The sequence below is a fragment of the Pseudomonas khavaziana genome, assembly GCF_036704165.1.
Lineage (GTDB): Bacteria > Pseudomonadota > Gammaproteobacteria > Pseudomonadales > Pseudomonadaceae > Aquipseudomonas > Aquipseudomonas khavaziana.
On the sequence record NZ_CP129946.1, the window covers coordinates 3,644,659 to 3,666,284 of the forward strand.

Genomic DNA, 21,626 nt, shown 5'->3' on the forward strand with positions numbered 1-21,626 from the left:
GGCCACGCCATTGGAGTGTTCAGCATGCATCCAAGCGTCACCGCACAATCGCTACTCAGCGCAGACGAACGCGCCGCTATCGCAGAAATCGAAGCCACAACCAACATCCTCAAGCTGGTCACGCGCTTGACCGGCATGAGATTTGCCGGCATCGCCAAATTTACTGACCTGGAATGGGTGGTCTGCTCGGCCTACGACCCTCTGCAAATGGGCATCAATGTCGACGATGTACTCGACCTGGAAACCACCCTATGCAGTGAGTTCTGCATCAACCCCCAGGCCATGTTCATCCCGCAGATCAGTCAAAACGGCCGCTTTGCGTCGCGCCCGGTGGTCAAGCAATACGCCATTGAAAGCTATGCCGGCGCGCCGATCTTTCTGCCCGATGGGCGCCTGTTCGGAGCGCTGTGTGCGCTGGATTCGCGGGCGATGCTGTTCGATGACCCCAATCTGCCTGAAACCCTGAGCCTGTTTGCGCGGCTTATCGGCTGCATTTTCTACGCTAATCTGAGCCCGGCGGATCACTGACATCCCTGCCCCGTAACAAGGCGATATCGCGCTTGGGCGCCAAGCCAAACAGCCGACTGTACTCACGGCTGAACTGTGACGGGCTCTCATAGCCCACTTTGAACGCGGCGCTGGACACGTCCCGGTGCTCGTTCAACATCAAGCGTCGCGCCTCGTTCAAGCGCAGCCATTTCTGGTATTGCAAAGGACTCATTGCGGTCAATTGCCGGAAATGATGATGAAAGGTTGCCGCGCTCATCTGCACGCGGGCTGCCAATTCTTCCACACGCAGTGCGGCGGCAAAATTCAATTTCAGCCAATCGATGGCCTTGGCAATGCGATAGCCCTGCCCGTCCACCGAGCAGATCTGGCGCAGGCGAGCGGCCTGATCGCTTTTCAATAGGCGGTAATGAATCTCGCGCTGGATCAGCGGCGCAAGCACCGGTATCGCTTCGGGCTCGTCCAGCAGCGCCACCAGGCGCGCGAAGCCAGCCAGCATGCCGCCAGTCACCGAGCCGATACCAACGCCCTTCATCATTGTCCGTTCACGGGTCGGCGGCAGATCACCCTGGGCAATCAGCTCGGCCAGCATGCGCAGGTCCAGTTTGAACGTCAGCCCCAGGCAGGGTTGCTCGGGGCTGGCAACCAGCACTTGCGAATTGGCCGGAATGTCCAGCGACGTCACCAGGAAGCGGGAGGCGTCGTAGGGGTAGCCCTCACCGCCGACCCACAACTGCTTCTCGCCCTGCACTACCAGCACGATGCACGGTTCGACCATGCATACCACCGGCGCAGCAGGTTGGTCACGCCGATAAAACCCCAGCCCGGCAATCGACATCGAATAGTCACCGGGCGCCGGGGTGCGTGAATCAATGGACTGAATCAGCGCATCCAGCAGCGATTGAGTGTTGGTCATGGCAGGCCCTTGCAATTCTTCATGCAACTTTACCTGCGTACATCCAGGGCGTCGCCGCAAATGGCTGAAACTTAGAGGATCAGGCAAGTAATCCGCTGAAACGCACTACAGAAGCCTTGCCTGCCTGGGGAAAATGGATCGATACCTCGCCAAGGAACATTCCTATGAAACACCTGCTGAGCCTTTTGCAATGATGTCCAACGCCTGCGAACCGCAACGTTGGGGCGCAGTGCTGGCGATGTCGCTTGCGGCGTTCGCACTGGTCGCCTCCGAATTCATGCCCGTCAGCCTGCTGACGCCCTTGGCCGCCGACTTGCACATCAGCGAAGGCCAGGCCGGCCAGGGCATTTCCGTATCGGGTGTGTTTGCCCTGCTCACCAGCCTGGTGATCGCGTCGATTGCTGCACGGGTGGATCGCAAGCGCCTATTGATGGCGCTGACGCTGCTGATGATTATCTCCGGCACGGTGGTGGCGTTCGCGCCCACATACTGGGTGTTCATGCTCGGCCGTGGCTTGATCGGCGTGGCGATTGGCGGCTTCTGGTCGCTGTCGGCAGCCACGGCCATGCGCCTGGTGTCGCCGGCCCAAGTACCGCGAGCCTTGGCCATCGTCAACGGCGGCAACGCCCTGGCGACGGTAATTGCGGCGCCGCTGGGCAGCTTTCTCGGCGGCATAATCGGCTGGCGCGGAGCGTTTTTCTGCGTGGTGCCAGTGGCTGTGATTGCACTGGTGTGGCTGCTGGTCAGCCTGCCAGCGTTGAAGCCCACCGGCAAAGCGAAAACCGGCAACGCATTGCGCCTGATGAAAAGTTCTACGGTGGCCCTGGGCATGTTCGCCGTCAGCGTGTTCTTCATGGGCCAGTTCATGTTGTTCACCTACCTGCGCCCGTTCCTGGAAAGTGTCACGCGGGTCGGGGTGTCCACGTTGTCGTTGATACTGCTGGTGCTCGGTCTGGCAGGTCTGACGGGCACGTTCTTGATTGACCGTCTCCTGAAGCACAACCTTTATCCGACGCTGATTGCCATTCCATTGATCATGGCAGGCATCGCCCTGGCGCTGGTGGCATTCGGCAGTTCAACGCTGATGACTACGCTGCTGCTGGGCAGTTGGGGTCTGGTAGCAACCGCCGCGCCCGTAGGCTGGTGGACCTGGCTGGCAAAAACCTTGCCCGACGACGCCGAGGCCGGGGGCGGATTGATGGTCGCCATCATTCAATTGGCGATTGCAGCCGGCGCCACCGTCGGTGGCGTGGCGTTCGACCTGAGCGGCTACCAGGCTACCTTTGAACTGAGCGCTGGATTGCTGATAGTCGCCACGCTGCTGGCCTGCCTGGCCTCACGCCGCCCAGCGCGTATGCACGTTATCAAAGGCGTTATCTGAAAAACTGGCTCGGCGTCCTGCCAAACTGCTTCTTGAACATACTGGTAAACGCACTCGGGCTCTCATACCCCAGTTCAAACGCCACATCGATAATCTTCTCCCCCACCGCAATGCGCTCCAGCGCCAGCAGCAGCCGCGCCTGCTGGCGCCATTGGCCGAAGGTCATGCCGGTTTCCTTGCGGAACAGGCGCTGGATGGTGGTTTGGTCCAGCCCCAGGCGCGTACTCCAGTGCGCGACGGTGGAGGCATCTCCCGGTTCGTTCTGCAACGCCAGGCAGATCTGGCTCAGGCGCGGGTCAACAGGTTGTGGCAGGGACAGTGGCAAGGCGGGTAGGTTGGCCAGTTCGTCGAGGATCAGGTGCATGATCCGGGCATCGCGTGAGTCCTCGGCATAGGGCGGTTTCAGGCTGACCGAAGCCTTGATCAGCTCACTCAGCAATGGGGAAACCGTCACTGTCTTCGGCTCGGCCGGCAGGTTCGGGAAGCTGTCCGGGCGCACGAACACACTGCGCATCTTCAACGTGCCTACGCAGCGCAATGAGTGAACTTGACCACAGGGCATCCAAAAGCCACGATTGGGCGGTACCGTCCATTGCCGCAGGGCCGAATACACCACCATGACGCCACCGATGGCGTACAGCAGCTGATGCTTGTTGTGGCTGTGTTCAGGGATCACCCAGTTTTCCGGATAATCGGTGGCCGAGCTGATGACAGCCCAGTCGCCCTCATCGATATCCCGAAGAAATTTATCCAGTGATCTGATCATTTTGCCCTTTTTGCGATGGTTTCTGCCCGAATTGCGCGAGACAGGCTTTTTCTTCGAATTTAGCATAGCTTTCGAAACAATTAGAAATGGCTGCCAGCTAAAGTCCTGTCTGCCCCTGTTTGCTGCCTTGTATGGAATGCCCGCATGTCGAGTCTCACCGCGACACCCGCCGCTGCCACAGCCACGCCCCAGATAAGCCCCTTGGTGATGCGCGTCCTTGGCGCCTGTGCCCTGGCGCATTTGATCAATGACCTGATCCAGGCCGTGCTGCCGTCGGTCTACCCGATGCTCAAGGCCAACTACGGCCTGAGCTTCACCCAGGTCGGCCTGATTACCCTGACCTTCCAGTTGACCGCATCCCTGCTGCAACCCTGGATCGGCTATCACACCGACCGTCACCCCAAACCCTGGCTGCTGCCGGCAGGCATGGTGTGCACCTTGATCGGTATTTTGATGCTGGCGTTTGTCGGCAGCTTCCCGGCGATTCTGCTCGCGGCGGGGTTGGTGGGCGTCGGCTCGTCGACCTTCCACCCGGAAACCTCCCGCGTCGCCCGCCTGGCTTCCGGTGGCCGCTATGGCTTGGCGCAATCGACCTTCCAGGTCGGCGGCAACACCGGCAGCGCCTTCGGCCCGTTGCTGGCGGCGGCCATCATCATTCCCTACGGCCAAAGCCATATCGCCTGGTTCGGCCTGTTCGCAGTGTTCGCGATCCTGGTGCTGTACGGTTTGAGTCGCTGGTACCGCCACCACCTCAACCTGTTCAAGCTCAAGCAAGGCAGCCAGGCAACCCATGGCCTGTCCAAAGGCCGCGTGACCTTTGCCCTGGTGGTCCTGGCCGTGCTGGTGTTCTCCAAATACTGGTACATGACCAGCCTGACCAGCTACTTCACCTTCTACCTGATTGAGAAGTTCCAGCTGTCGGTTTCCAGCTCGCAGATGTACCTGTTCCTGTTCCTCGGCGCCGTGGCGGTCGGCACCTTCGCCGGTGGCCCGATCGGCGACAAAATCGGCCGCAAGAAAGTCATCTGGTTCTCGATCCTCGGCGCCGCGCCGTTCACCCTCGCCCTGCCCTATGTCGACCTGTTCTGGACCGCCGTACTCAGCGTGGTCATCGGCTTCGTCATCGCCTCGGCGTTCTCGGCCATCGTGGTATTCGCCCAGGAGCTGGTGCCCGGCAATGTGGGCATGATCGCCGGGATATTCTTCGGCCTGATGTTCGGTTTCAGCGGGATCGGTGCGGCGCTGCTCGGCATGCTCGCCGACCATCATGGGATCGAGTATGTCTACAAGTTGTGTTCGTTCCTGCCGTTGGTGGGCATCCTGACGATATTGCTGCCTTCGACAAAGGGGGTGTGATTGCTGGGTGCAACCAATCCAAATGTGGGAGGGGGCTTGCCCTAATGCCTGTCAGTTAAGCGATCATCGCCTTCTGTAGGAGCGAGCTTGCTCGCGAAAAACGTCAACGATAACGCGCGTTTGCTGAATGAACGCGGCGCCTGTAAGTTTTTCGCGAGCAAGCTCGCTCCTACAAAAAAGCCTTAACTGACTGGCATTAGGGCTTGCCCCCGAAGAGCATGGGTATCTACACAACTCCGCCGTAGCGACCACCAGTAACCACGATGCGAAGCGAGCCGCTCTTGATCTTGCTTTTGATCTGAGGCGCCCCGTTAAACCACGCTGGCCGGAATTCGACAGGGATTTGGGGGGTAAACCGGCAGGGATGCCGGTTTAGCCGCCCCGCGCCATGGATGGCGCGTGGCGGCGGCCCCCCAAATCCATGGCGGATTACGGGCACACCGAGCCTAAGCGAGGTGCCGAGTGGTGGGGCAAGAGCGCTTTGGTTACTTTCGCGCTTTTCGAAAGTGACCCGCCGTAAGGGCGGAACCAATAGTGGCCGTTACCTAAACAATGGATATGTACTCGAACCAATCCAACATTCCGGTCGGCAGTCAGGCCGCCATCGGGAGCAAGCCCCCTCCCACATAATAAGTCCCACCACAGGTCATAACGAACCGCCACATCAGCTCAGTTACGTGGCCGACGGGAAAACCCATTGACCACGATGTAAAGCAACGGCCCCACCGACACAAACACCGCCGTCAACAAAAAGTACGGCAACACCGACGCCAGCGACCGCCCTCGCCCACGCGCGTCGCGGTACATCCACACACACGCCAGCACCGCCATCAGATACAGGTCGATCACCACCTGCGCCGTATCGGGCCGCGACATCAGTTCCCGTCCAAACGCCAACAGCGAATGCTCGGCCGTGAGCATCGTCCCCACCGTGTAGAGGGTAAATCCCAGCAAGGCAGCCAGGGCGATATAGGGTCTGTGCATGGTCTCTTCCTTGAAGTGCAATGGTCGTCATCGCGGCCACCTTAGCGACAAAGGCCCGCCGCTCGCAATCGCGTTGACGTGCTCATCTGGCCAATCATGCACGCCGCCTACCCGGAGCATGCCACGCTGGTTTTGTGAAATATCTGTACGTAGACTGCCGCCATACCCCCACTTGAAGGCGGCGAAAAAAACCTGATGCAAGTTACTGAAGTCTCCATTGCCCAATTGCGCGCTGCGCTGGAAGCCGGTCAGACCACGGCAGTTGAACTGGTCCAGGCGTACCTCTCGCGGATCGATGCCTACGATGGCCCGCACACCGCCACCGCATTGAATGCCGTGGTGGTCCGCAACCCCGACGCCCTCAAGGAAGCCGAAGCCTCTGACGCACGCCGTGCCAAGGGCCAGCCCCTGGGGCCGCTGGATGGCATTCCCTACACCGCCAAGGACAGCTATCTGGTCAAGGGTCTGACGGCTGCGTCCGGTAGCCCCGCGTTTGCCAAGCTGGTCGCCCAGCGTGACGCCTTCACCATCGAGCGCCTGCGTGCCGGCGGCGCCATCTGCCTGGGCAAGACCAACATGCCGCCGATGGCCAATGGCGGCATGCAGCGTGGCGTGTATGGCCGCGCCGAAAGCCCCTACAACGCCGACTACCTCACCGCGCCGTTTGCCTCCGGCTCCTCCAATGGTGCCGGCACCGCGACTGCCGCCAGCTTCGCGGCGTTTGGCCTGGCCGAGGAAACCTGGTCGAGCGGTCGCGGCCCGGCCTCCAACAATGGCCTATGTGCCTACACGCCCTCCCGTGGCGTGATTTCGGTGCGCGGCAATTGGCCGTTGACCCCGACCATGGACGTGGTAGTGCCCTATGCACGCACCATGGCCGACCTGCTCGAAGTGCTCGATGTGGTGGTGGCCGAAGACCCTGACAAGCGCGGCGACCTGTGGCGCCTGCAGCCCTGGGTGCCGATCCCCGGCGTCACGTCGGTGCGCCCAGCGTCGTACGCTGCCCTGGCGACCGGCAGCGCAAGCCTGGCCGGCAAACGCTTTGGCGTGCCGCGCATGTACATCAATGCCGACCCGGATGCTGGCACCAGCGAAAAACCGGGGATCGGCGGGCCGACCGGGCAAAAAATCCACACCCGTGCCACGGTGATCGAGTTGTGGCAAGCCGCGCGACAGGCATTGGAAGCGGCGGGTGCCGAAGTGATCGAAGTGGATTTCCCGCTGGTGTCCAACTGCGAAGGCGATCGCCCCGGCGCGCCGACGGTGTTCACCCGTGGCCTGGTATCCAAGGAGTTTCTCCACGATGAGTTGTGGGAGCTGTCCGCCTGGGCGTTCGACGACTTCCTGCGCGCCAACGGTGACCCGAGCCTGAACCGCCTGGCCGATGTGGACGGGCCGAAGATCTTCCCCCACGACCCCGGCACCCTGCCCAACCGTGAAGACGACCTGGCCGCCGGCATGGACGAATACGTTCGCATGGCCCAACGCGGCATCACCCCATGGGACCAGATCGGCACCCTGCCCGAAGGCCTGCGTGGCCTTGAGCAAACCCGGCGCATCGACCTGGAAGACTGGATGGACAACCTCGGCCTCGACGCCGTGCTGTTCCCGACCGTGGCCGATGTGGGCCCGGCGGATGCCGATGTGAACGAAGCGTCTGCCGACATCGCCTGGAGCAACGGCGTGTGGGTAGCCAACGGCAACCTCGCGATTCGCCACCTGGGCGTGCCCACCGTCACCGTGCCGATGGGCGTAATGGCGGATATCGGCATGCCGGTAGGGCTGACGTTTGCCGGGCGGGCCTATGACGATTCGGCACTGCTGCGCTTTGCCTCGGCATTCGAAGCCACCGGCAGTAAACGGATGATCCCGCCGCGTACGCCACCATTGGCAGCCAGCTAAACGCAATTCAACTGTGGGAGGGGGCTTGCTCCCGATAGCGGCAGTTCAGTCAGCACATCGGGTACTGACACACCGCTATCGGGAGCAAGCCCCCTCTCACATTTTGAGCGTATTTTCACATCAAGCACCGTGGCTCAGGAGCGCGCAGCCTCGCGACGCCGCCACTCGTCCACCACATCGCCCATAGTCTTGGGGGCGCCATTGCGTATCCATGCCATGAATGGACGGTTGAACTTGAACGTCGGCCCGCACTGCTCAAGCATGAAACGGCGGACGTTCTGAGTGTTTTTGTAGTTTGGAGTCACGGGTGTAGCGCGGGTGAGACGGTCGCTATGCCAGTCAAAGTCCATTTTGCACCTTGGCTTATGGAGGCGTGTTTACCCACCCTAACCTCTAATCACATCACACCGCTGCAAAATTTCACTTTCCTTCTCCGTCGAAACTAATGCATGGTTGTACGACGACATACCTCGTCGTGTCCACCCCAACAAAAACAAGGAAACACCCATGCCCAAGCTCAAAGTGCTGATCGGTTTTCTGTGCCTGTTCTGCGGCTATGTCGCCGCCGCGCCTGCTACCGCAGAAAAGGACGTGGCCCAGGCAGTCGATCAATTGACCCAAGCCATGCTGCACCTGGACCTCAAGCAGCTTCACGCATTGACGTCCGACAAGCTCACCTACGGCCACTCCAGCGGCAAGGTGCAGAACAAGGCGCAATTCATCGCCGATCTGGAATCCCATACCAGCGCCTTCAAGACCCTGGAGATGCAAAACCAGACCATTACCCTCAGTGGCGATACCGCTCTGGTGCGCAACCACTTCCACGCCTTGGCGGTGAACAGTGGCGTGGATACACCCACCGACATCGATAACTTCCAGGTCTGGCAGAAGCAACACGGCAAATGGCTGCTGATCGGGCGCCAGGCTTACAAATACTGAGGACAGGTCACCACGCCACCACCTTGCGCACCTTCACCAGGGCTTCACGCAACTGCCCCATCGACACCGAGCCAAGGGCCAGGCGCAGTGCGTGGGGCACCTGGGCCGAGACCGCGAAAGGCTCGGCGGTGGAGACGCAGACGCCGTCGCGCTGCAAGGTCATGGCGACTTGATCGGCGCGCGCATCCTCCGCCAGTGGCAACCACAAAAAATACGATGACGGATGGCTGATATACCTCACCCCCGCCAGCACCTGCGCCGCCAACACCTGGCGGGCCTGGGCATCGTCGCGCTTTTGCGCCTCCAGTTGCGCCACCGTACCGTCTTCGAGCCAGGCCACCGCAATCGCACTCATCACCCCCGGTACGTTCCAGGTGGTGGCCATGATCGTGCGTTCCAACGTGTTCACCCAGGCCGACGGCGCAGCGATAAAACCAACGCGCAAACCGGTGGCGACGCTCTTGGACAACCCGCCGATATACACCGTGCGCTCCGGGGCCAGCGTTGCCAACGGCGCGGGTGCGTCCTCGGCGAGAAACGCGTAGGCGCCATCTTCGATGATCATCAGGTTGTGCTGCCGTGCAACTGCCACCAAGCGCTCGCGCTGTTCCAGGCTCAGCACCCAGCCCAGCGGGTTATGCAGGGTCGGCATGCTGTACACCGCACGTACCGGACGCCTGCGACACAGGTTGTGCAGGTGATCCAGGTCCGGGCCGCTGGCGGTGACCGGGATGGCGACAATTTCCAGATGCAGGGTTTCAGCCAGCACCTTGAAGCCTGAGTAGGTCAGCGCATCCACCGCGATCACATCCCCAGGCTTGAGCAACGCCATCAGGGTCACCGCCAAGCCATGCTGGGCGCCGCTGACCACCAGCACTTGCTCGGCATCCACCGCCAGCCCTCGGTTCAACAAGTGTCGCGCCACAGCGGCGCGCTCATGCACACGCCCGGCATGGGGCTGGTAACGCAGCAGCGCCTCCAGGTCGCCGGACAGCGCCAGTTGACGCAACGCCGTGCGCAACAGTTCGGCCTGGCCCGGCAAGGACGGGTAGTTGAAGTTCAGATCCAGCAGGCCCGCCGCCACCGTCATCTGCCCACTGCCCTGCCCCGGCGGCAACGCAATCTCGCGCACGAAGGTGCCACGCCCGGTCTCGCCACTGACCAGGCCCATGGCTTCCAACTCGCTGTACACCCGGCTGGCAGTCACCAGCGCCAAGCCATGCTCGGCGGCCAATTGTCGGTGGGTGGGCAGGCGCGTACCGGGTGACATCCGGCCGCTGCGAATGGCCTCGGCGAAGGTATCGACCAGCGACTTGTAGCGGGCACGGGGCATAGGGCTGTATCCATGACAATTTTTTGATTGCCCTAATCTTCGAGCCTAGGATAGCCGACACGCAACCTCCTTTTTCCGGACAGTCCCTCATGGAACGCACCTCCCCCCTCGGCCCCCTGGATAGCAGCACCCAAGGCTGGATCAACGGTTTTATCGGCGTGGTGATTTTCAGCGGATCGCTGCCGGCCACGCGCCTGGCGGTGATGGAATTCGACCCGGTATTCCTGACCATGCTCCGCGCAACCCTCGCCGCCTTGCTGGGCATAGGCCTGTTGTGGCTGTTCAAGGAGAAACGCCCGGCCCGCCAGCAATGGGCACCGCTGATCATCGTCGCCCTGGGCGTGGTGATCGGCTTCCCACTGCTGACGGCCCTGGCCCTGCAATACGTGACCTCGGCCCACTCCATCGTCTTCATCGGCCTGCTGCCATTGGCCACGGCGGTGTTCGGCGTGCTGCGTGGCGGCGAGCGGCCCAGGCCGGTGTTCTGGTTGTTTTCGATCCTGGGCAGCTTGTTGGTGATGGGTTATGCCTTGGCCCAAGGCTTGAGCGCCGCTCCTGCGGGCGACTTATTGATGCTGTTGGCGGTGCTGGTATGCGGCCTGGGTTATGCCGAAGGCGCCAAACTGTCGCGCAGCCTCGGCGGCTGGCAGGTGATCTGCTGGGCGTTGGTGGTGTCGCTGCCGGTGGTGGCGCCGCTGAGCCTGCTGCTGGCGCCTTCGTCCTTCAATGGCATCAGCCTGCCGGCGTGGCTGAGCCTGGGATACGTGTCGCTGTTCAGCATGTTGATCGGCTTTGTGTTCTGGTATCGCGGCCTGGCCCAGGGCGGTATTGCTGCGGTCGGCCAGTTGCAATTGCTGCAACCTTTCTTCGGCCTGGCGCTGGCGGCGGGCCTGCTGCACGAACAGGTCAGCCTGGGCATGGTACTGGTGACGGTGGCGGTGATCGGCTGCGTGGTCGGGGCGAAGAAGTTTGCTCGCTGACGCGGGGCCTGCTAAACAGAGGCGTCGCCCCAAGAACAACAAGGACTCTACATGCACCGCGCATCTCTGCAGGACACCACCGCGCCTGAAGGCATCTGCTACGGCTGCGGCAGCAGCAACCCCCACGGCCTGCACATCAAGAGCCGCTGGGCCGACGATGGCATGCACGTCATCGCCGAGCATCAGCCCGAGGCTAAATACAGCGGCTGGCCAGACCTGGTCTACGGTGGCCTGATCGCCATGCTGGTGGACTGCCATTCCAACTGGACCGCCATGGCCTACCACTACCGCGCCGAGCAACGTGAACCCGGCAGCCTGCCGCGCATTGACTGCGTCACCGGCAACCTCGGTATCAAATTCATCAAGCCCACCCCCATGGGTGTGCCCCTGACCCTGCGTGCCCGGGTCGAAGGCGAGGTTGGACGCAAAAGCCGCGTGGTTTGCGAGGTGTATGCCGGCGATGTACTCACCGCCATCGGCGACTCGGTGTTCGTGCGCGTCGACACCGGCCAACTGGCCGCGGCCGCCCATGGTCGCGAGACGTGATCCTGGTCTACAGTGACTGCAACCGCTGACCGAGGACTGCACAATGACCCGTCTCACCGCCAAGGACTTCGCCCCCGAACTGCTGGAGCTCTACGACGGCTACGCCCACGGCAAGCTCAACCGCCGCGAATTTCTCGACCGTGCGGCGCTGTTCACCTTCGGCGGCCTCACCGCTTCGGCGCTGCTGGCAGCCCTTAGCCCCAACTACGCCCTGGCCGAACAAGTGAAATTCACCGACCCGGACATCGTCGCCGACTACATCACCTACCCGTCGCCCAAGGGCAACGGCACGGTGCGCGGCTACCTGGTGCGCCCGGCCAAGGTCGCCGGCAAGCTGCCGGCCGTGGTGGTGGTGCATGAAAACCGTGGCCTGAACCCCTATATCGAAGACGTTGCCCGGCGCCTGGCCAAGGCCGGCTTTATCGCCCTGGCCCCGGACGGCCTGACCTCGGTCGGCGGCTACCCCGGCAACGACGAAAAAGGCGTGGCACTGCAACAGACCGTCGACCCGACCAAGCTAATGAACGACTTCTTCGCCGCCATCGAATGGCTGATGCACCACGACAGCAGCACCGGCAAGGTCGGCATCACCGGGTTCTGCTATGGCGGCGGCGTGACCAATGCGGCGGCGGTGGCCTACCCGGAACTGGGCGCGGCGGTGTCGTTCTACGGGCGCCAACCCGATGCCAAGGATGTACCGCGCATCAAGGCGCCGATCATGCTGCATTACGGTGAGCTGGATACGCGAATCAATGAGGGCTGGCCGGCGTATGAGCAGGCATTGAAAGCCGCCGGCACCACTTATGAAGCGTATATCTACAAAGGTGCCAACCACGGTTTTCACAACGATTCGACACCGCGCTATGACGAAGCGGCAGCGAACCTCGCCTGGGAGCGTACCCTGGCATGGTTCCACAAATACCTCGCCTGACAGCACCCTAATGCCGATCAGTTAAGGCTTTTGTAGGAGCGAGCTGGCTCGCGAAAAACTCACAGACACCGCGTTGATTCAGGAAGCACGCGTTATCGTTGACGTTTTTCGCGAGCCAGCTCGCTCCTACAGAGGGCGATCCCTCTCCCACATCAGGCAGCACTGGTCTGCAACCATCCTTTGAACGCCAGCATCGCCGATGTCTCATTGCGCGACTGCAAACGGGTCAACCAATAGCTGCCAGTCGTAATTCCTACCTGGAACGGCTGGCGGAACACATCGCTCTCCAACTGCCGCGAAAACATCAGCGCCGGCGCCAGGGCCACGCCGCTGCCTTGCAGGGCGGCTTCCATCATCGCCAGCGAGGAGTCGAACACGATACTGCGCGGCACCCGCGTGTCAAAGGGCAAGCCGGCGGCCTGGAACCACAGGCTCCACTCATCGACACGGTAGGAGCGCAGCAAGGTGTGCTTCAACACGTCCGCCGGACTGTGCAGTTGCTCGGCAATCTGCGGTACGCACAACACCGTCAACGGCGCCTCCAGCAATGGGCATGCATCGGTGCCGTGCCAGGCGCCGGCGCCAAAGCGGATCGCGTAGTCAAGGCCTTCGGCGGCCACATCCACGCGGTTGTTGTGGGTGGACAGGCGCAGGTCGATAAACGGGTAGCGACTGTGGAAATCCGCCAGGCGTGGCAACAGCCAGCCCACCGCAAAGGTGCCGACCGCCCCCACCGTCAGCACTTCACGGTAATGCCCGCCCTCGAACTGGCCCAACGTCAGGGCAATGCGATCAAAGGCATCACGCAGCACCGGCAGCAGGGTTTCGCCTTCGCTGGTGAGCATCAGGCCCCGAGGCAAGCGCTTGAACAACGTAACATTGAGTTGGGCTTCGAGACTTTTAACCTGATGGCTGACGGCCGCCTGGGTCACGCACAGCTCAATGGCCGCACGGGTAAAGCTCAAATGGCGCGCCGAGGCTTCGAAGGCACGCAGGGCATTGAGCGGCAGATGGGAACGCAGCAAGGCTTACCCCAATTTTTCTAATGGCTGGTGCGAGATATCATCGTTTGCCCGCGTCCTGAAATCCACCTAGATTTGCCACGCCTGCGCAGGTTCTGATCGTCATCACTCTTTTACATGGAAGCGAGTCACCATGAAGCGCAACTTACAAACACTGCTGGTTTCCGCGTTATTGCTGGGGTCTGGTAGTTGCATGGCCGCCGTCGATATACGCCAGGTCGTGGACAGCAACGTCAAAGCCTTGATGCAGCAGCAAGCTATCCCGGGCTTGTCGGTGGCCGTGGTCAACAAGGGCAAGGTGCAATACTTTAACTACGGCGTCGCTGCCAAGGACACCCAGGCCCCGGTAACCGAAGACACCCTGTTCGAAATAGGCTCGGTGAGTAAAACCTTCACCGCCACCCTCGGCGGGTATGCCCAGGCCACCGGCAAGCTCAAACTGTCGGATATGGCCAGCCAACACTTGCCCGCCCTGGCCGGCAGCGCGTTTGACCGCATCAGCCTGCTGCAACTGGCGACCTATACCCCAGGAGGCCTGCCGCTGCAGTTTCCGGACGCCGCCGACCGTGCAGCCTCAATGCTCAGCTACTTCCAGCACTGGAAACCCACGTATGCCCCGGGTGAACAGCGTCTGTATTCCAACCCCAGTATCGGCCTGTTCGGCTACCTGGCAGCGCGAAGCCTGGGGCAGCCATTCAACGTCGCGATGGAGAAGACCCTGCTGCCCAAGCTGGGCTTGACCAACACTTATGTCCGCGTGCGTGCCGACAAAGCCGGCCAATATGCCCAAGGCTATGACAAGCAGCAAAATCCCGTACGCGTGAGCCCCGGCGCCCTGGACAGCGAAGCCTACGGCATCAAGACCAGCAGCCAGGACCTGGCTCGCTACGTGATCGCCAACATGCACCCGCAGACCCTGGAACAGCCCCTGCAACAAGCCATCGCTGCCACTCACGCCGGCTACTACAGGGTCAACGAAATGACCCAGGGCCTGGGTTGGGAACGCTACCCCTACCCCATCACCCTGCAAGCTTTGATCGACGGCAACTCCACGCCGATGGCGATGGAGCCGCACAAGGTCAACTGGCTGAGCCCGGCCCAGGCGCAACCGGCCAACGTGCTGTACAACAAGACCGGCTCCACTGGCGGCTTTGGTGCGTATGTGGCGTATGTGCCAAGCAAGGACATGGGCGTGGTGATCCTGGCGAACCGCAACTACCCGAATGCCGAGCGGGTGAAGGTGGCGCACGCGATCTTGAGTGCGCTGGATAAATAACTCCGAACACAAAAGCCCTGTGGGAGGGGGCTTGCTCCCGATGGTGGTGGTTCAGTTACAGATGCACTACTGACACTCCCTCATCGGGAGCAAGCCCCCTCCCACATTTTTGACTGCGTTTACATTCCGAGCCACTGCGGCAGTGCGAGGGAAATGAACGGCAAATAAGTGACCATGATCAGGAACACCAACAGGATCATCAGCCACGGCATCGCCGCGCGAATGGTTTGCCCCAGGGTCAACCCCGTCACCGCCGAGGTCACAAACAGGTTCAACCCCACCGGTGGATGCACCAGACCGATTTCCATGTTCACCACCATCACGATGCCCAGGTGAATCGGATCAATGCCCAGCTTCATCGCAATCGGGAAGAAGATCGGCGCCAGAATCAGCACGATGGCCGAGGGCTCCATGAAGCTGCCGGCAATCAGCAGCACCACGTTGACCATGATCAAGAAACCAATCGGCGTTAGCCCTTCAGAGATCACCCACGCAGTGATTTCCTGGGGAATCTGCTCAGTGGTCAGCACATGGGCAAACAGCATGGCGTTGGCGATGATGAACATCAGCATGATCGACAACCGCCCGGATTCCAGCAGCACCTTGGGGCAGTCGCGCAGCTTCATGTCCTTGTAGATAAACAGCGCCACAAACGCCGAATACACCGCCGCCACCGCCGCCGCTTCGGTGGGGGTGAACATGCCGCTGTAGATGCCGCCGAGGATGATCACCAACAGCAACAGGCCCCAGAAAGCCCGGCGGGCGCAACTGAGCCACTCGCGGAACGTCGCCCGTGGTTGCGCCGGCAATTTCTTGATGCGTGCGACGATGTAGATCGCGATCATCAGCATCAGGCCCAGCAACAGTCCCGGGATCACCCCGGCCATGAACAGCTTGCCCACCGAGGTTTCGGTCGCCGCCGAATACACCACCATCACAATTGACGGCGGAATCAGGATCCCCAAGGTCCCGGCGTTGCAGATGATCCCCGCACCAAACTCCTTCGGATAACCGGAACGCACCATGCCTGCCACGGCAATCGAGCCCACCGCCGCCACCGTGGCCGGTGACGAGCCGGACAGCGCCGCAAACAACATGCAGGCCAGCACCGCCGCAATCGCCAGGCCGCCGCGGATGTGGCCGACACAGGCATTGGCGAAGTCGATCAGCCTCTGGGCTACGCCGCCGGTGGTCATGAACGCGCCGGACAGCAGGAAGAACGGAATCGCCAGGAAGGTGTAGGCGTCGGAGGTTTCAAACAGCTTGATCGCCAGGGAACTCACCGAGTCCTGGCTGAACATCAGAATCGACACCGCACCGGACAGCCCCAGGGAAATCGCAATCGGCACGCCGAGGAACATGAACACAAACAACAGCAGAAACAGACAGAGCACGGCCATCAGTGACGCTCCTCATGGCTGCCGGCCAACTTGCTGGCCTCACCGGCCTCGTCGGCCAGCCCCAACCCGACCTGGCGGTGGGTAAAGATGCGATAGAAAATTTCCAGGTAGCGGATGAATACCAAGGCAAAGCCGATGGGCACGATCGCCACGATGTCGCCCACATCGATGCCGAACTGGTCGAGGTCTTCGGCGCCGATATGCGCGGTCATCACCGCACTCACCCACTTGTAGCTGGCCACCATGAACAACCCGGCATAGGCCAGGCAGCACAGGCAGGCGAGCAGGCCGAGCAGGCGTTGCACCGGGCGCTTGGTCAGCCTGACCAATGCGTCCACGCCGAGGTGGCCGGCGGTGCGTACACCGTAGGAAATGCCGAAGAAAATCAGCCAGCCGAACATGGCCTTGGTCAGCGCCACGCTCCAGGTCATGTCCTGGGCCCAGGTCATGGTGCCATCGCCCAGGGCGTTGAAGAAATTGCTGCTCCAGGCCCATTTATCCGCCAGGGCGAAGAACAGGGTGTAGATGTTGTTGAGCATGACGTAGACGAATGTCACCAGGGTCATGGCGGCGAGCAGGAAGGCAATAAAGCCTTCCTCCAGGTGCTCCCAGACGCGCCTTAGCGTTTGCATGGCAAAACCTCGCGAGGCAAATGAAATACCAGGGTGGAACTTGCCCGAAATGTGGGAGGGGGCTTGCTCCCGATAGCAGCGTGTCAGCTTGCAGATCTGCCTCTGATCCACCGCTATCGGGAGCAAGCCCCCTCCCACATTGGATCTCAGTACACCCTGGGGATTACTGGTTGGAAGCGTCCGCCGCCTTGATCAGGTCAGCCCCGATCTCGCCTTCGAACTTCTGCCACACCGGGCGCATGGCCTCGCGCCAAAGGGAACGTTGCTCTGGAGTCAGTTCGATGATTTCACTGGTCTTGGCGTCGATGATCTTCTGCTTGGACGACTGGTTCAGCGCTTCGGCCTGTTTGTTTACCTCGACGGTGACCTCGGCCATGATCTGCTCCAGGGTACTGCGGATATCCGGCGGCAGGCCGTTCCAGAACTTGGCGTTGGTGATCACCATGTAGTCGATCAGGCCGTGGTTGGATTCGGTGAAGTATTTCTGCACCTCGTTGACCTTCTGGCTTTCATAGTTCGACCAGGTGTTCTCGGTGCCATTCACGGTGCCGGTCTGCAGCCCTTGATAGACTTCGGCGAAGCTCATCTTGCGTGGGTTGGCACGGATCGCCTTGAACTGTTCCTCGAGCACGCTGGAGGCTTGCACGCGGAACTTCAGGCCACGGGCGTCCTTGGGTTCATGCAAGGCCTTGTTGGCGGAGAGCTGCTTGAGGCCGTTGTGCCAATAGGCCAGGCCGAGGATGTTCTTGTCCTGCATCGAGGTCAGCAGCTGCTTGCCCTCGGCGGCCTGGAAACGGTCGACCGCGGCCAGGTCGTTGAACAGGAACGGCAGGTCGTAGATCTGCACTTGCTTGGTGTAGTGCTCGAACTTGGCCAGGGACGGCGCCAGCATCTGCACATCGCCCAGCAACAGCGCTTCCATTTCCTTGCCATCGCCGAACAGCGATGAGTTGGGGTACACCTCTACCTTGACCTTGCCGGGCAGGCGTTCTTCAGCAAGTTTTTTGAACAGCAGCGCGCCCTGGCCCTTGGGGGTGTTTTCGGCGACCACATGGGCAAACTTGATCACAATCGGGTCCGCCGCCTGGGCCAGGCCTGCGGCAAACAAGGTGGCGGCGCACAGCAGCGCCCGAGAAAACTTGAGCATGGGAAATCACCTTCTTATTGTTGTGTTGTCAGGCAAGGTGCCTGATGTGATGCGTGTTGAGAATTTCGAATTTTAGATACCTGCGTTCGGCCTGGCCGAACGCGGGCCTATTAAGCGCTGATGTTCTAATGTGTGCGGGCTTGCTCGCGAATGCGGTGGATTAGTCAACGATTCGGCGCCTGGCATACCGCATTCGCGAGCAAGCCCGCTCCCACAGTTTTTATTCGGTTTCGCCAGTGAGCAGCCGTTGCGCGCGCAACAGCACCGGCGCATCCACCATCTGCCCATCAATCTGATACGCCCCTGCCCCATGGGCACCGGCCTCCACCACGCGCTTGGCCCAGGCCAAGTCTTCGGCGCTGGGCGCCAGCGCCTGGTGAATCACCGGAACCTGCTTGGGATGGATACACAACGCCCCGGCAAAACCCATTTCATAGGCATGCCGGATCGAGCGGCGCAGGCCCTCGGGGTCGTCGATGGCGGGGTGTACGCCGTCCAGCGGTGCGACCAGCCCGGCGGCGCGCGAATGCACGATCAGCGCCAGGCGCGCCTGGTCGAGGGCAAACTCAGCGGCGCGGGAATGGCTGCTCAGGTTGAGGTCCAGGGCCAGGTCCAAGCCACCGAACGACAGCCGCTGCACCAGCGGCGCATGGGCAATGTCGGCCACGGCCAACAAGCCGCGAGCGCTTTCGATGATCGGCCAGATGGGTTTGCCGGTGGCAGCCACCACGGCGACCTGGGCTGCGCTCTCGACCTTGGGCAGCAGCACACCCGCGACATTTGCATGGGCCTTGCAGAACGCCACATCCTCAAAATGCTCGGCGTGCTCCGGCGCATTGATACGCACCCACACCTGGGCCCCGGGATGGGCGTGCAAAAACGCCCCCAGGTTGTCCCGGGCCTGGCGCTTGAGGGGCTCTTCCACTGCGTCTTCAAAATCCACGATTACCGCGTCGGCGCCACTGGCCAGGGCCTTGGCAAACCGCTCCGGGCGGCTGCCCGGCACAAATAACGCTGAACGTACTAGGGGCTTTGGCATCGCTGAAATTCCTGGTTAGATAACGCCGCGTGCACGCAGGCTGTCGATGGTGTCAGCGCAATAACCCAGCTTGTCGAGGATGCCCTGGCTGTGTTGTCCCAAAGCCGGCACGCCATCCATGCGCGGGGTAAACGCGGCATTGCGGGCCGGTGGCAACAGCGACGGCAACGGCCCGGCCGGGCTGTCGACTTCGCGCCAGCTGTCACGGGCCTTGAGTTGCGGGTGGTCCCACACGCCTTGCATATCGTTGACCCGGGCGCTGGCGATCTGCGCGTGCTCCAGGCGCTGGATCAGCGCCTCGGCGTCCAACTGGGCAAAGCTTGCGACAATGATCTGGCGCAGCGCGTCGCGGTTGGCCGAACGCTTGAAATTGGCGCTGAAACGTTCGTCCGTCGCCAGCGCAGGGGTGAGCAATACCTTGTCGCAGAACGCCGCCCACTCACGCTCGTTCTGCAACCCGAGCATCACCGTACTGCCGTCACCGGTGGGAAACGGCCCGTAGGGGTAAATCGTCGAATGCGCCGCGCCGGCACGCGGTGGCGGTGGCGCGCCGTCGAAGGCGTAGTACATCGGGTAACCCATCCACTCCACCAGGCTTTCGAGCATGCTCACGTCGATGCGGCTGCCTTTGCCGGTCTTGCCACGCAGCAGCAGCGCCGAAAGGATGCCGCTGTAAGCGTACATGCCGGCGGAGATATCGGCGATGGAGCAACCGGCCTTGGCCATTTGCTCGTCACCCGGGCCACCGGTCACCGAGAGAAAGCCGCCTTCACTCTGGATCAACAGGTCGTAGGCTTTCTTTTTCTCGTAGGGCCCGCCTTCGCCGTAGCCGGAAATATCACAGACGATCAGCCGCGGGAAACGCTCATGCAGCGCCTCGAACGACAAGCCCATGCGCGCCGCCGCGCCGGGGGCCAGGTTCTGCACCAGCACATCGGCATCGGCGAGCAACGCCTCGAGAATGGCGCCCGCCTCGTCCTGCTTGAGGTCCAGGGTCAGGCTCTCTTTTGAACGGTTGGTCCAGACGAAGTGCGACGCCAGGCCACGCACGCGCTCGTCATAGCCCCGGGCAAAGTCACCGGCACCGGGGCGCTCGACCTTGATCACCCGGGCGCCGAGATCGGCCAGTTGGCGGGTGCAGAATGGCGCGGCAATCGCGTGTTCCAGGCTGACGACGGTAATGCCGTCCAGCGGTCGTTGGTTACTCATGACAAATCCCTCAAAGCCAATGGGCCATGGACGCGGTGTGACGCAGGTTCCACACCTGCTCGATCAGGCCATTGGCCTGGGCCGGTGTGCGGGCACCGCTGAAATGGGTCAGGCGCTGGAACTTGTCCGCCAGTTCGGCGCGACTCAGGCTGTTGCCTGGGTCGCCCTTGGGCTCGTCGATGGCGCCGTGCAGCGTGCGGCCATCGGTGGTGGTGACGGTGACGCGGCCCAGCCAGCGTTGCGGGTAAGCAGCATCGACCTCGGGGTCGAGAGTCATGCTGACCTTGTCGCGAAAGGCCGCGACAGCGGGGTCGTTCAACGCCAGTTCATGGAATTCAGGCAGACCCGCCTTGCCATGCACGGCGATCAGGCCGAGCACGGTGCCCATGGAGAATTTGGCCTGGTGCACCGTGGTCGGCACCGTCACTCGACCGAGCACATCGATGGCGCCTTGGTGCACGCGGGTCTGTACCCGAGCAATCTGTAGCGCGCTCAAACCTTCGCGCTGCATCACCGCCAGCAGCGCATCGGCGGCTGGATGGGTGTGGCGACAGGAAGCGTGGAATTTGAACGAGGTTTCCACCAGCGCCCAACGGCTGCCCAGGCCGGCGGATAATTTGCCTGGCTCGGCATCAGTGGACATGCCCGCCGCCAGGCCCTGGTCGCCTTCCAGGATATTGCGTGCGCCGGTCAAGCCATCGGCGGTGAGATAGGCCGCCAGCAAGCCGTCCGCCGCGGCCTTGGCCGTATGCAGTTGCTTGGAGTCGGCGGCATCGCGCAAGAACTCCCACAGCCCGGCCGCCTGGGTGCCGGCGCTGCCGAGCAGGTTGATGAACTGTTCCTGGTTGAAATCAAGCAACTTGCCCACCGCGACCGCCGCCGCCAAGGTGCCGACCGTGGCCGTGGTGTGGAAGATGCGATAGTGGGAGCGACCCATGAATTCACCGATGCGAATCCCAGCCTCATAACCGGCCACCGAGGCCAACAACAACTCGCGGCCTGACTTGTTGAGGTCCTGGGCAGCGGCCAAAGCGGCAGGAAACACCACCGTGGCCGGGTGCAGCACCGAGCTGTTGTGCAGGTCATCCTGCTCCACCAGATGGGATGAGGCCGCGTTGACCAACGCGGCAAAATACGCGCTGGTGCCGGTGCCGTTGACGATCACCTGGGCCGCTCCGCTGCTCGGCCCCATCTTCTGCGCATAGCGTTCGAACAGTGGAATCGGGTGTGCGCCCCGGCTGGCCAACGCCGAAGCGAGCCAATCCAGATACAGCTCTTCGATGCGCGCCAGTACCGGCTCGGGCACCTGTTGGTACGTCAGATCGGCGAGGAAACGGCACAGGGCCTGGGTATCACGCAT

The 21,626-nt window shown here is 61.9% G+C and carries 21 protein-coding genes; 9 read left to right on the forward strand and 12 right to left on the reverse strand.

The genetic code is table 11. The annotated features are described in order from the left end of the window. Positions 1-24: 24 nt before the first annotated feature. On the forward strand, positions 25-528 hold the full coding sequence (locus QYQ93_RS16125; RefSeq protein WP_338475033.1) for a GAF domain-containing protein: 504 nt from the start codon (positions 25-27) through the stop codon (positions 526-528). On the opposite strand, the gene QYQ93_RS16130 is transcribed toward QYQ93_RS16125, so the two are convergent. Beyond that, positions 503-1,423, reverse strand: coding sequence for an AraC family transcriptional regulator (locus tag QYQ93_RS16130; RefSeq protein ID WP_043051799.1), 921 nt, complete (start codon positions 1,421-1,423; stop codon positions 503-505). The two genes, QYQ93_RS16125 and QYQ93_RS16130, sit on opposite strands and share 26 nt — an antisense overlap. A gap of 193 nt (positions 1,424-1,616) precedes the next feature. On the opposite strand from QYQ93_RS16130, the gene QYQ93_RS16135 reads away from it, so the two are divergent. Next, positions 1,617-2,804 carry an MFS transporter gene (locus tag QYQ93_RS16135; protein WP_419178741.1) on the forward strand — a complete coding sequence of 396 codons (1,188 nt, stop codon included), beginning with the start codon at positions 1,617-1,619 and terminating at the stop codon, positions 2,802-2,804. Here the strand turns inward: QYQ93_RS16135 and QYQ93_RS16140 are convergent. Continuing rightward, positions 2,797-3,570 (reverse strand): AraC family transcriptional regulator, encoded by a 774-nt coding sequence (locus QYQ93_RS16140; RefSeq protein WP_043051801.1) that lies wholly within the window; start codon positions 3,568-3,570, stop codon positions 2,797-2,799. The two genes, QYQ93_RS16135 and QYQ93_RS16140, sit on opposite strands and share 8 nt — an antisense overlap. Before the next feature lie 144 nt (positions 3,571-3,714). Here QYQ93_RS16140 and QYQ93_RS16145 point away from each other — a divergent pair, with 144 nt between their 5' ends. Then, the gene (locus QYQ93_RS16145) at positions 3,715-4,926 is read left to right on the forward strand and encodes an MFS transporter (RefSeq protein ID WP_043051802.1); all 1,212 of its coding nucleotides are present in this window, start codon (positions 3,715-3,717) and stop codon (positions 4,924-4,926) included. Between the two features lie 669 nt (positions 4,927-5,595). On the opposite strand, the gene QYQ93_RS16150 is transcribed toward QYQ93_RS16145, so the two are convergent. Next, positions 5,596-5,910 (reverse strand): DUF2834 domain-containing protein, encoded by a 315-nt coding sequence (locus QYQ93_RS16150; RefSeq protein ID WP_338475034.1) that lies wholly within the window; start codon positions 5,908-5,910, stop codon positions 5,596-5,598. Between the two features lie 192 nt (positions 5,911-6,102). Between QYQ93_RS16150 and QYQ93_RS16155 the strand changes: the two genes are divergently transcribed. Next, a complete protein-coding gene (locus QYQ93_RS16155; protein ID WP_338477268.1) occupies positions 6,103-7,812 on the forward strand; it encodes an amidase in 1,710 nt (569 codons plus the stop codon). 134 nt (positions 7,813-7,946) lie between these two features. On the opposite strand, the gene QYQ93_RS16160 is transcribed toward QYQ93_RS16155, so the two are convergent. Beyond that, entirely contained in the window at positions 7,947-8,162 is a 216-nt protein-coding gene (locus tag QYQ93_RS16160; RefSeq protein WP_338475035.1) for a DUF6434 domain-containing protein, read from the reverse strand. 157 nt (positions 8,163-8,319) lie between these two features. Here QYQ93_RS16160 and QYQ93_RS16165 point away from each other — a divergent pair, with 157 nt between their 5' ends. Then, on the forward strand, positions 8,320-8,751 hold the full coding sequence (locus QYQ93_RS16165) for a nuclear transport factor 2 family protein (RefSeq protein ID WP_043051786.1): 432 nt from the start codon (positions 8,320-8,322) through the stop codon (positions 8,749-8,751). Positions 8,752-8,758: 7 nt separating this feature from the next. Here the strand turns inward: QYQ93_RS16165 and QYQ93_RS16170 are convergent, their stop codons facing one another. Then, positions 8,759-10,084: a PLP-dependent aminotransferase family protein gene (locus QYQ93_RS16170; RefSeq protein ID WP_043051785.1), complete on the reverse strand. Its 1,326-nt coding sequence runs from the start codon at positions 10,082-10,084 to the stop codon at positions 8,759-8,761. An 89-nt stretch (positions 10,085-10,173) separates the two neighbouring features. On the opposite strand from QYQ93_RS16170, the gene QYQ93_RS16175 reads away from it, so the two are divergent. Genes QYQ93_RS16175 through yghX form a run of 3 tightly spaced genes read left to right on the forward strand, consistent with a single transcriptional unit; the run spans position 10,174 to position 12,541 of the window. Further along, entirely contained in the window at positions 10,174-11,064 is an 891-nt protein-coding gene (locus QYQ93_RS16175) for a DMT family transporter (RefSeq protein WP_338475036.1), read from the forward strand. A gap of 51 nt (positions 11,065-11,115) precedes the next feature. Continuing rightward, positions 11,116-11,610 carry a PaaI family thioesterase gene (locus QYQ93_RS16180; protein WP_043051783.1) on the forward strand — a complete coding sequence of 165 codons (495 nt, stop codon included), beginning with the start codon at positions 11,116-11,118 and terminating at the stop codon, positions 11,608-11,610. A gap of 43 nt (positions 11,611-11,653) precedes the next feature. Further along, positions 11,654-12,541 carry a YghX family hydrolase gene (gene yghX / locus QYQ93_RS16185; RefSeq protein ID WP_043051782.1) on the forward strand — a complete coding sequence of 296 codons (888 nt, stop codon included), beginning with the start codon at positions 11,654-11,656 and terminating at the stop codon, positions 12,539-12,541. A gap of 152 nt (positions 12,542-12,693) precedes the next feature. On the opposite strand, the gene QYQ93_RS16190 is transcribed toward yghX, so the two are convergent. After that, positions 12,694-13,566 carry a LysR family transcriptional regulator gene (locus tag QYQ93_RS16190; protein ID WP_043051818.1) on the reverse strand — a complete coding sequence of 291 codons (873 nt, stop codon included), beginning with the start codon at positions 13,564-13,566 and terminating at the stop codon, positions 12,694-12,696. 130 nt (positions 13,567-13,696) lie between these two features. On the opposite strand from QYQ93_RS16190, the gene ampC reads away from it, so the two are divergent. After that, positions 13,697-14,839: a class C beta-lactamase gene (gene ampC / locus QYQ93_RS16195; protein ID WP_338475037.1), complete on the forward strand. Its 1,143-nt coding sequence runs from the start codon at positions 13,697-13,699 to the stop codon at positions 14,837-14,839. A gap of 119 nt (positions 14,840-14,958) precedes the next feature. Here ampC and dctM read toward each other — a convergent pair whose 3' ends face one another. The 6 genes from dctM to QYQ93_RS16225 all read right to left on the reverse strand — a co-directional run bounded on the left by dctM (position 14,959) and on the right by QYQ93_RS16225 (position 21,626). Further along, positions 14,959-16,239, reverse strand: coding sequence for a C4-dicarboxylate TRAP transporter large permease protein DctM (gene dctM, locus QYQ93_RS16200; RefSeq protein ID WP_043051820.1), 1,281 nt, complete (start codon positions 16,237-16,239; stop codon positions 14,959-14,961). Further along, the gene (locus QYQ93_RS16205; protein ID WP_217882710.1) at positions 16,239-16,871 is read right to left on the reverse strand and encodes a TRAP transporter small permease; all 633 of its coding nucleotides are present in this window, start codon (positions 16,869-16,871) and stop codon (positions 16,239-16,241) included. Before QYQ93_RS16205 ends, dctM begins: the two co-directional genes overlap by 1 nt. A gap of 163 nt (positions 16,872-17,034) precedes the next feature. Beyond that, the gene (locus tag QYQ93_RS16210) at positions 17,035-18,018 is read right to left on the reverse strand and encodes a TRAP transporter substrate-binding protein (protein WP_338475038.1); all 984 of its coding nucleotides are present in this window, start codon (positions 18,016-18,018) and stop codon (positions 17,035-17,037) included. Positions 18,019-18,238: 220 nt separating this feature from the next. Beyond that, the gene (locus QYQ93_RS16215; RefSeq protein ID WP_043050926.1) at positions 18,239-19,057 is read right to left on the reverse strand and encodes an HpcH/HpaI aldolase/citrate lyase family protein; all 819 of its coding nucleotides are present in this window, start codon (positions 19,055-19,057) and stop codon (positions 18,239-18,241) included. Between the two features lie 15 nt (positions 19,058-19,072). Then, positions 19,073-20,266 (reverse strand): CaiB/BaiF CoA transferase family protein, encoded by a 1,194-nt coding sequence (locus QYQ93_RS16220; RefSeq protein WP_043050927.1) that lies wholly within the window; start codon positions 20,264-20,266, stop codon positions 19,073-19,075. Between the two features lie 10 nt (positions 20,267-20,276). After that, positions 20,277-21,626, reverse strand: a complete 1,350-nt coding sequence (locus QYQ93_RS16225; protein WP_338475039.1) for an MmgE/PrpD family protein — start codon at positions 21,624-21,626, stop codon at positions 20,277-20,279.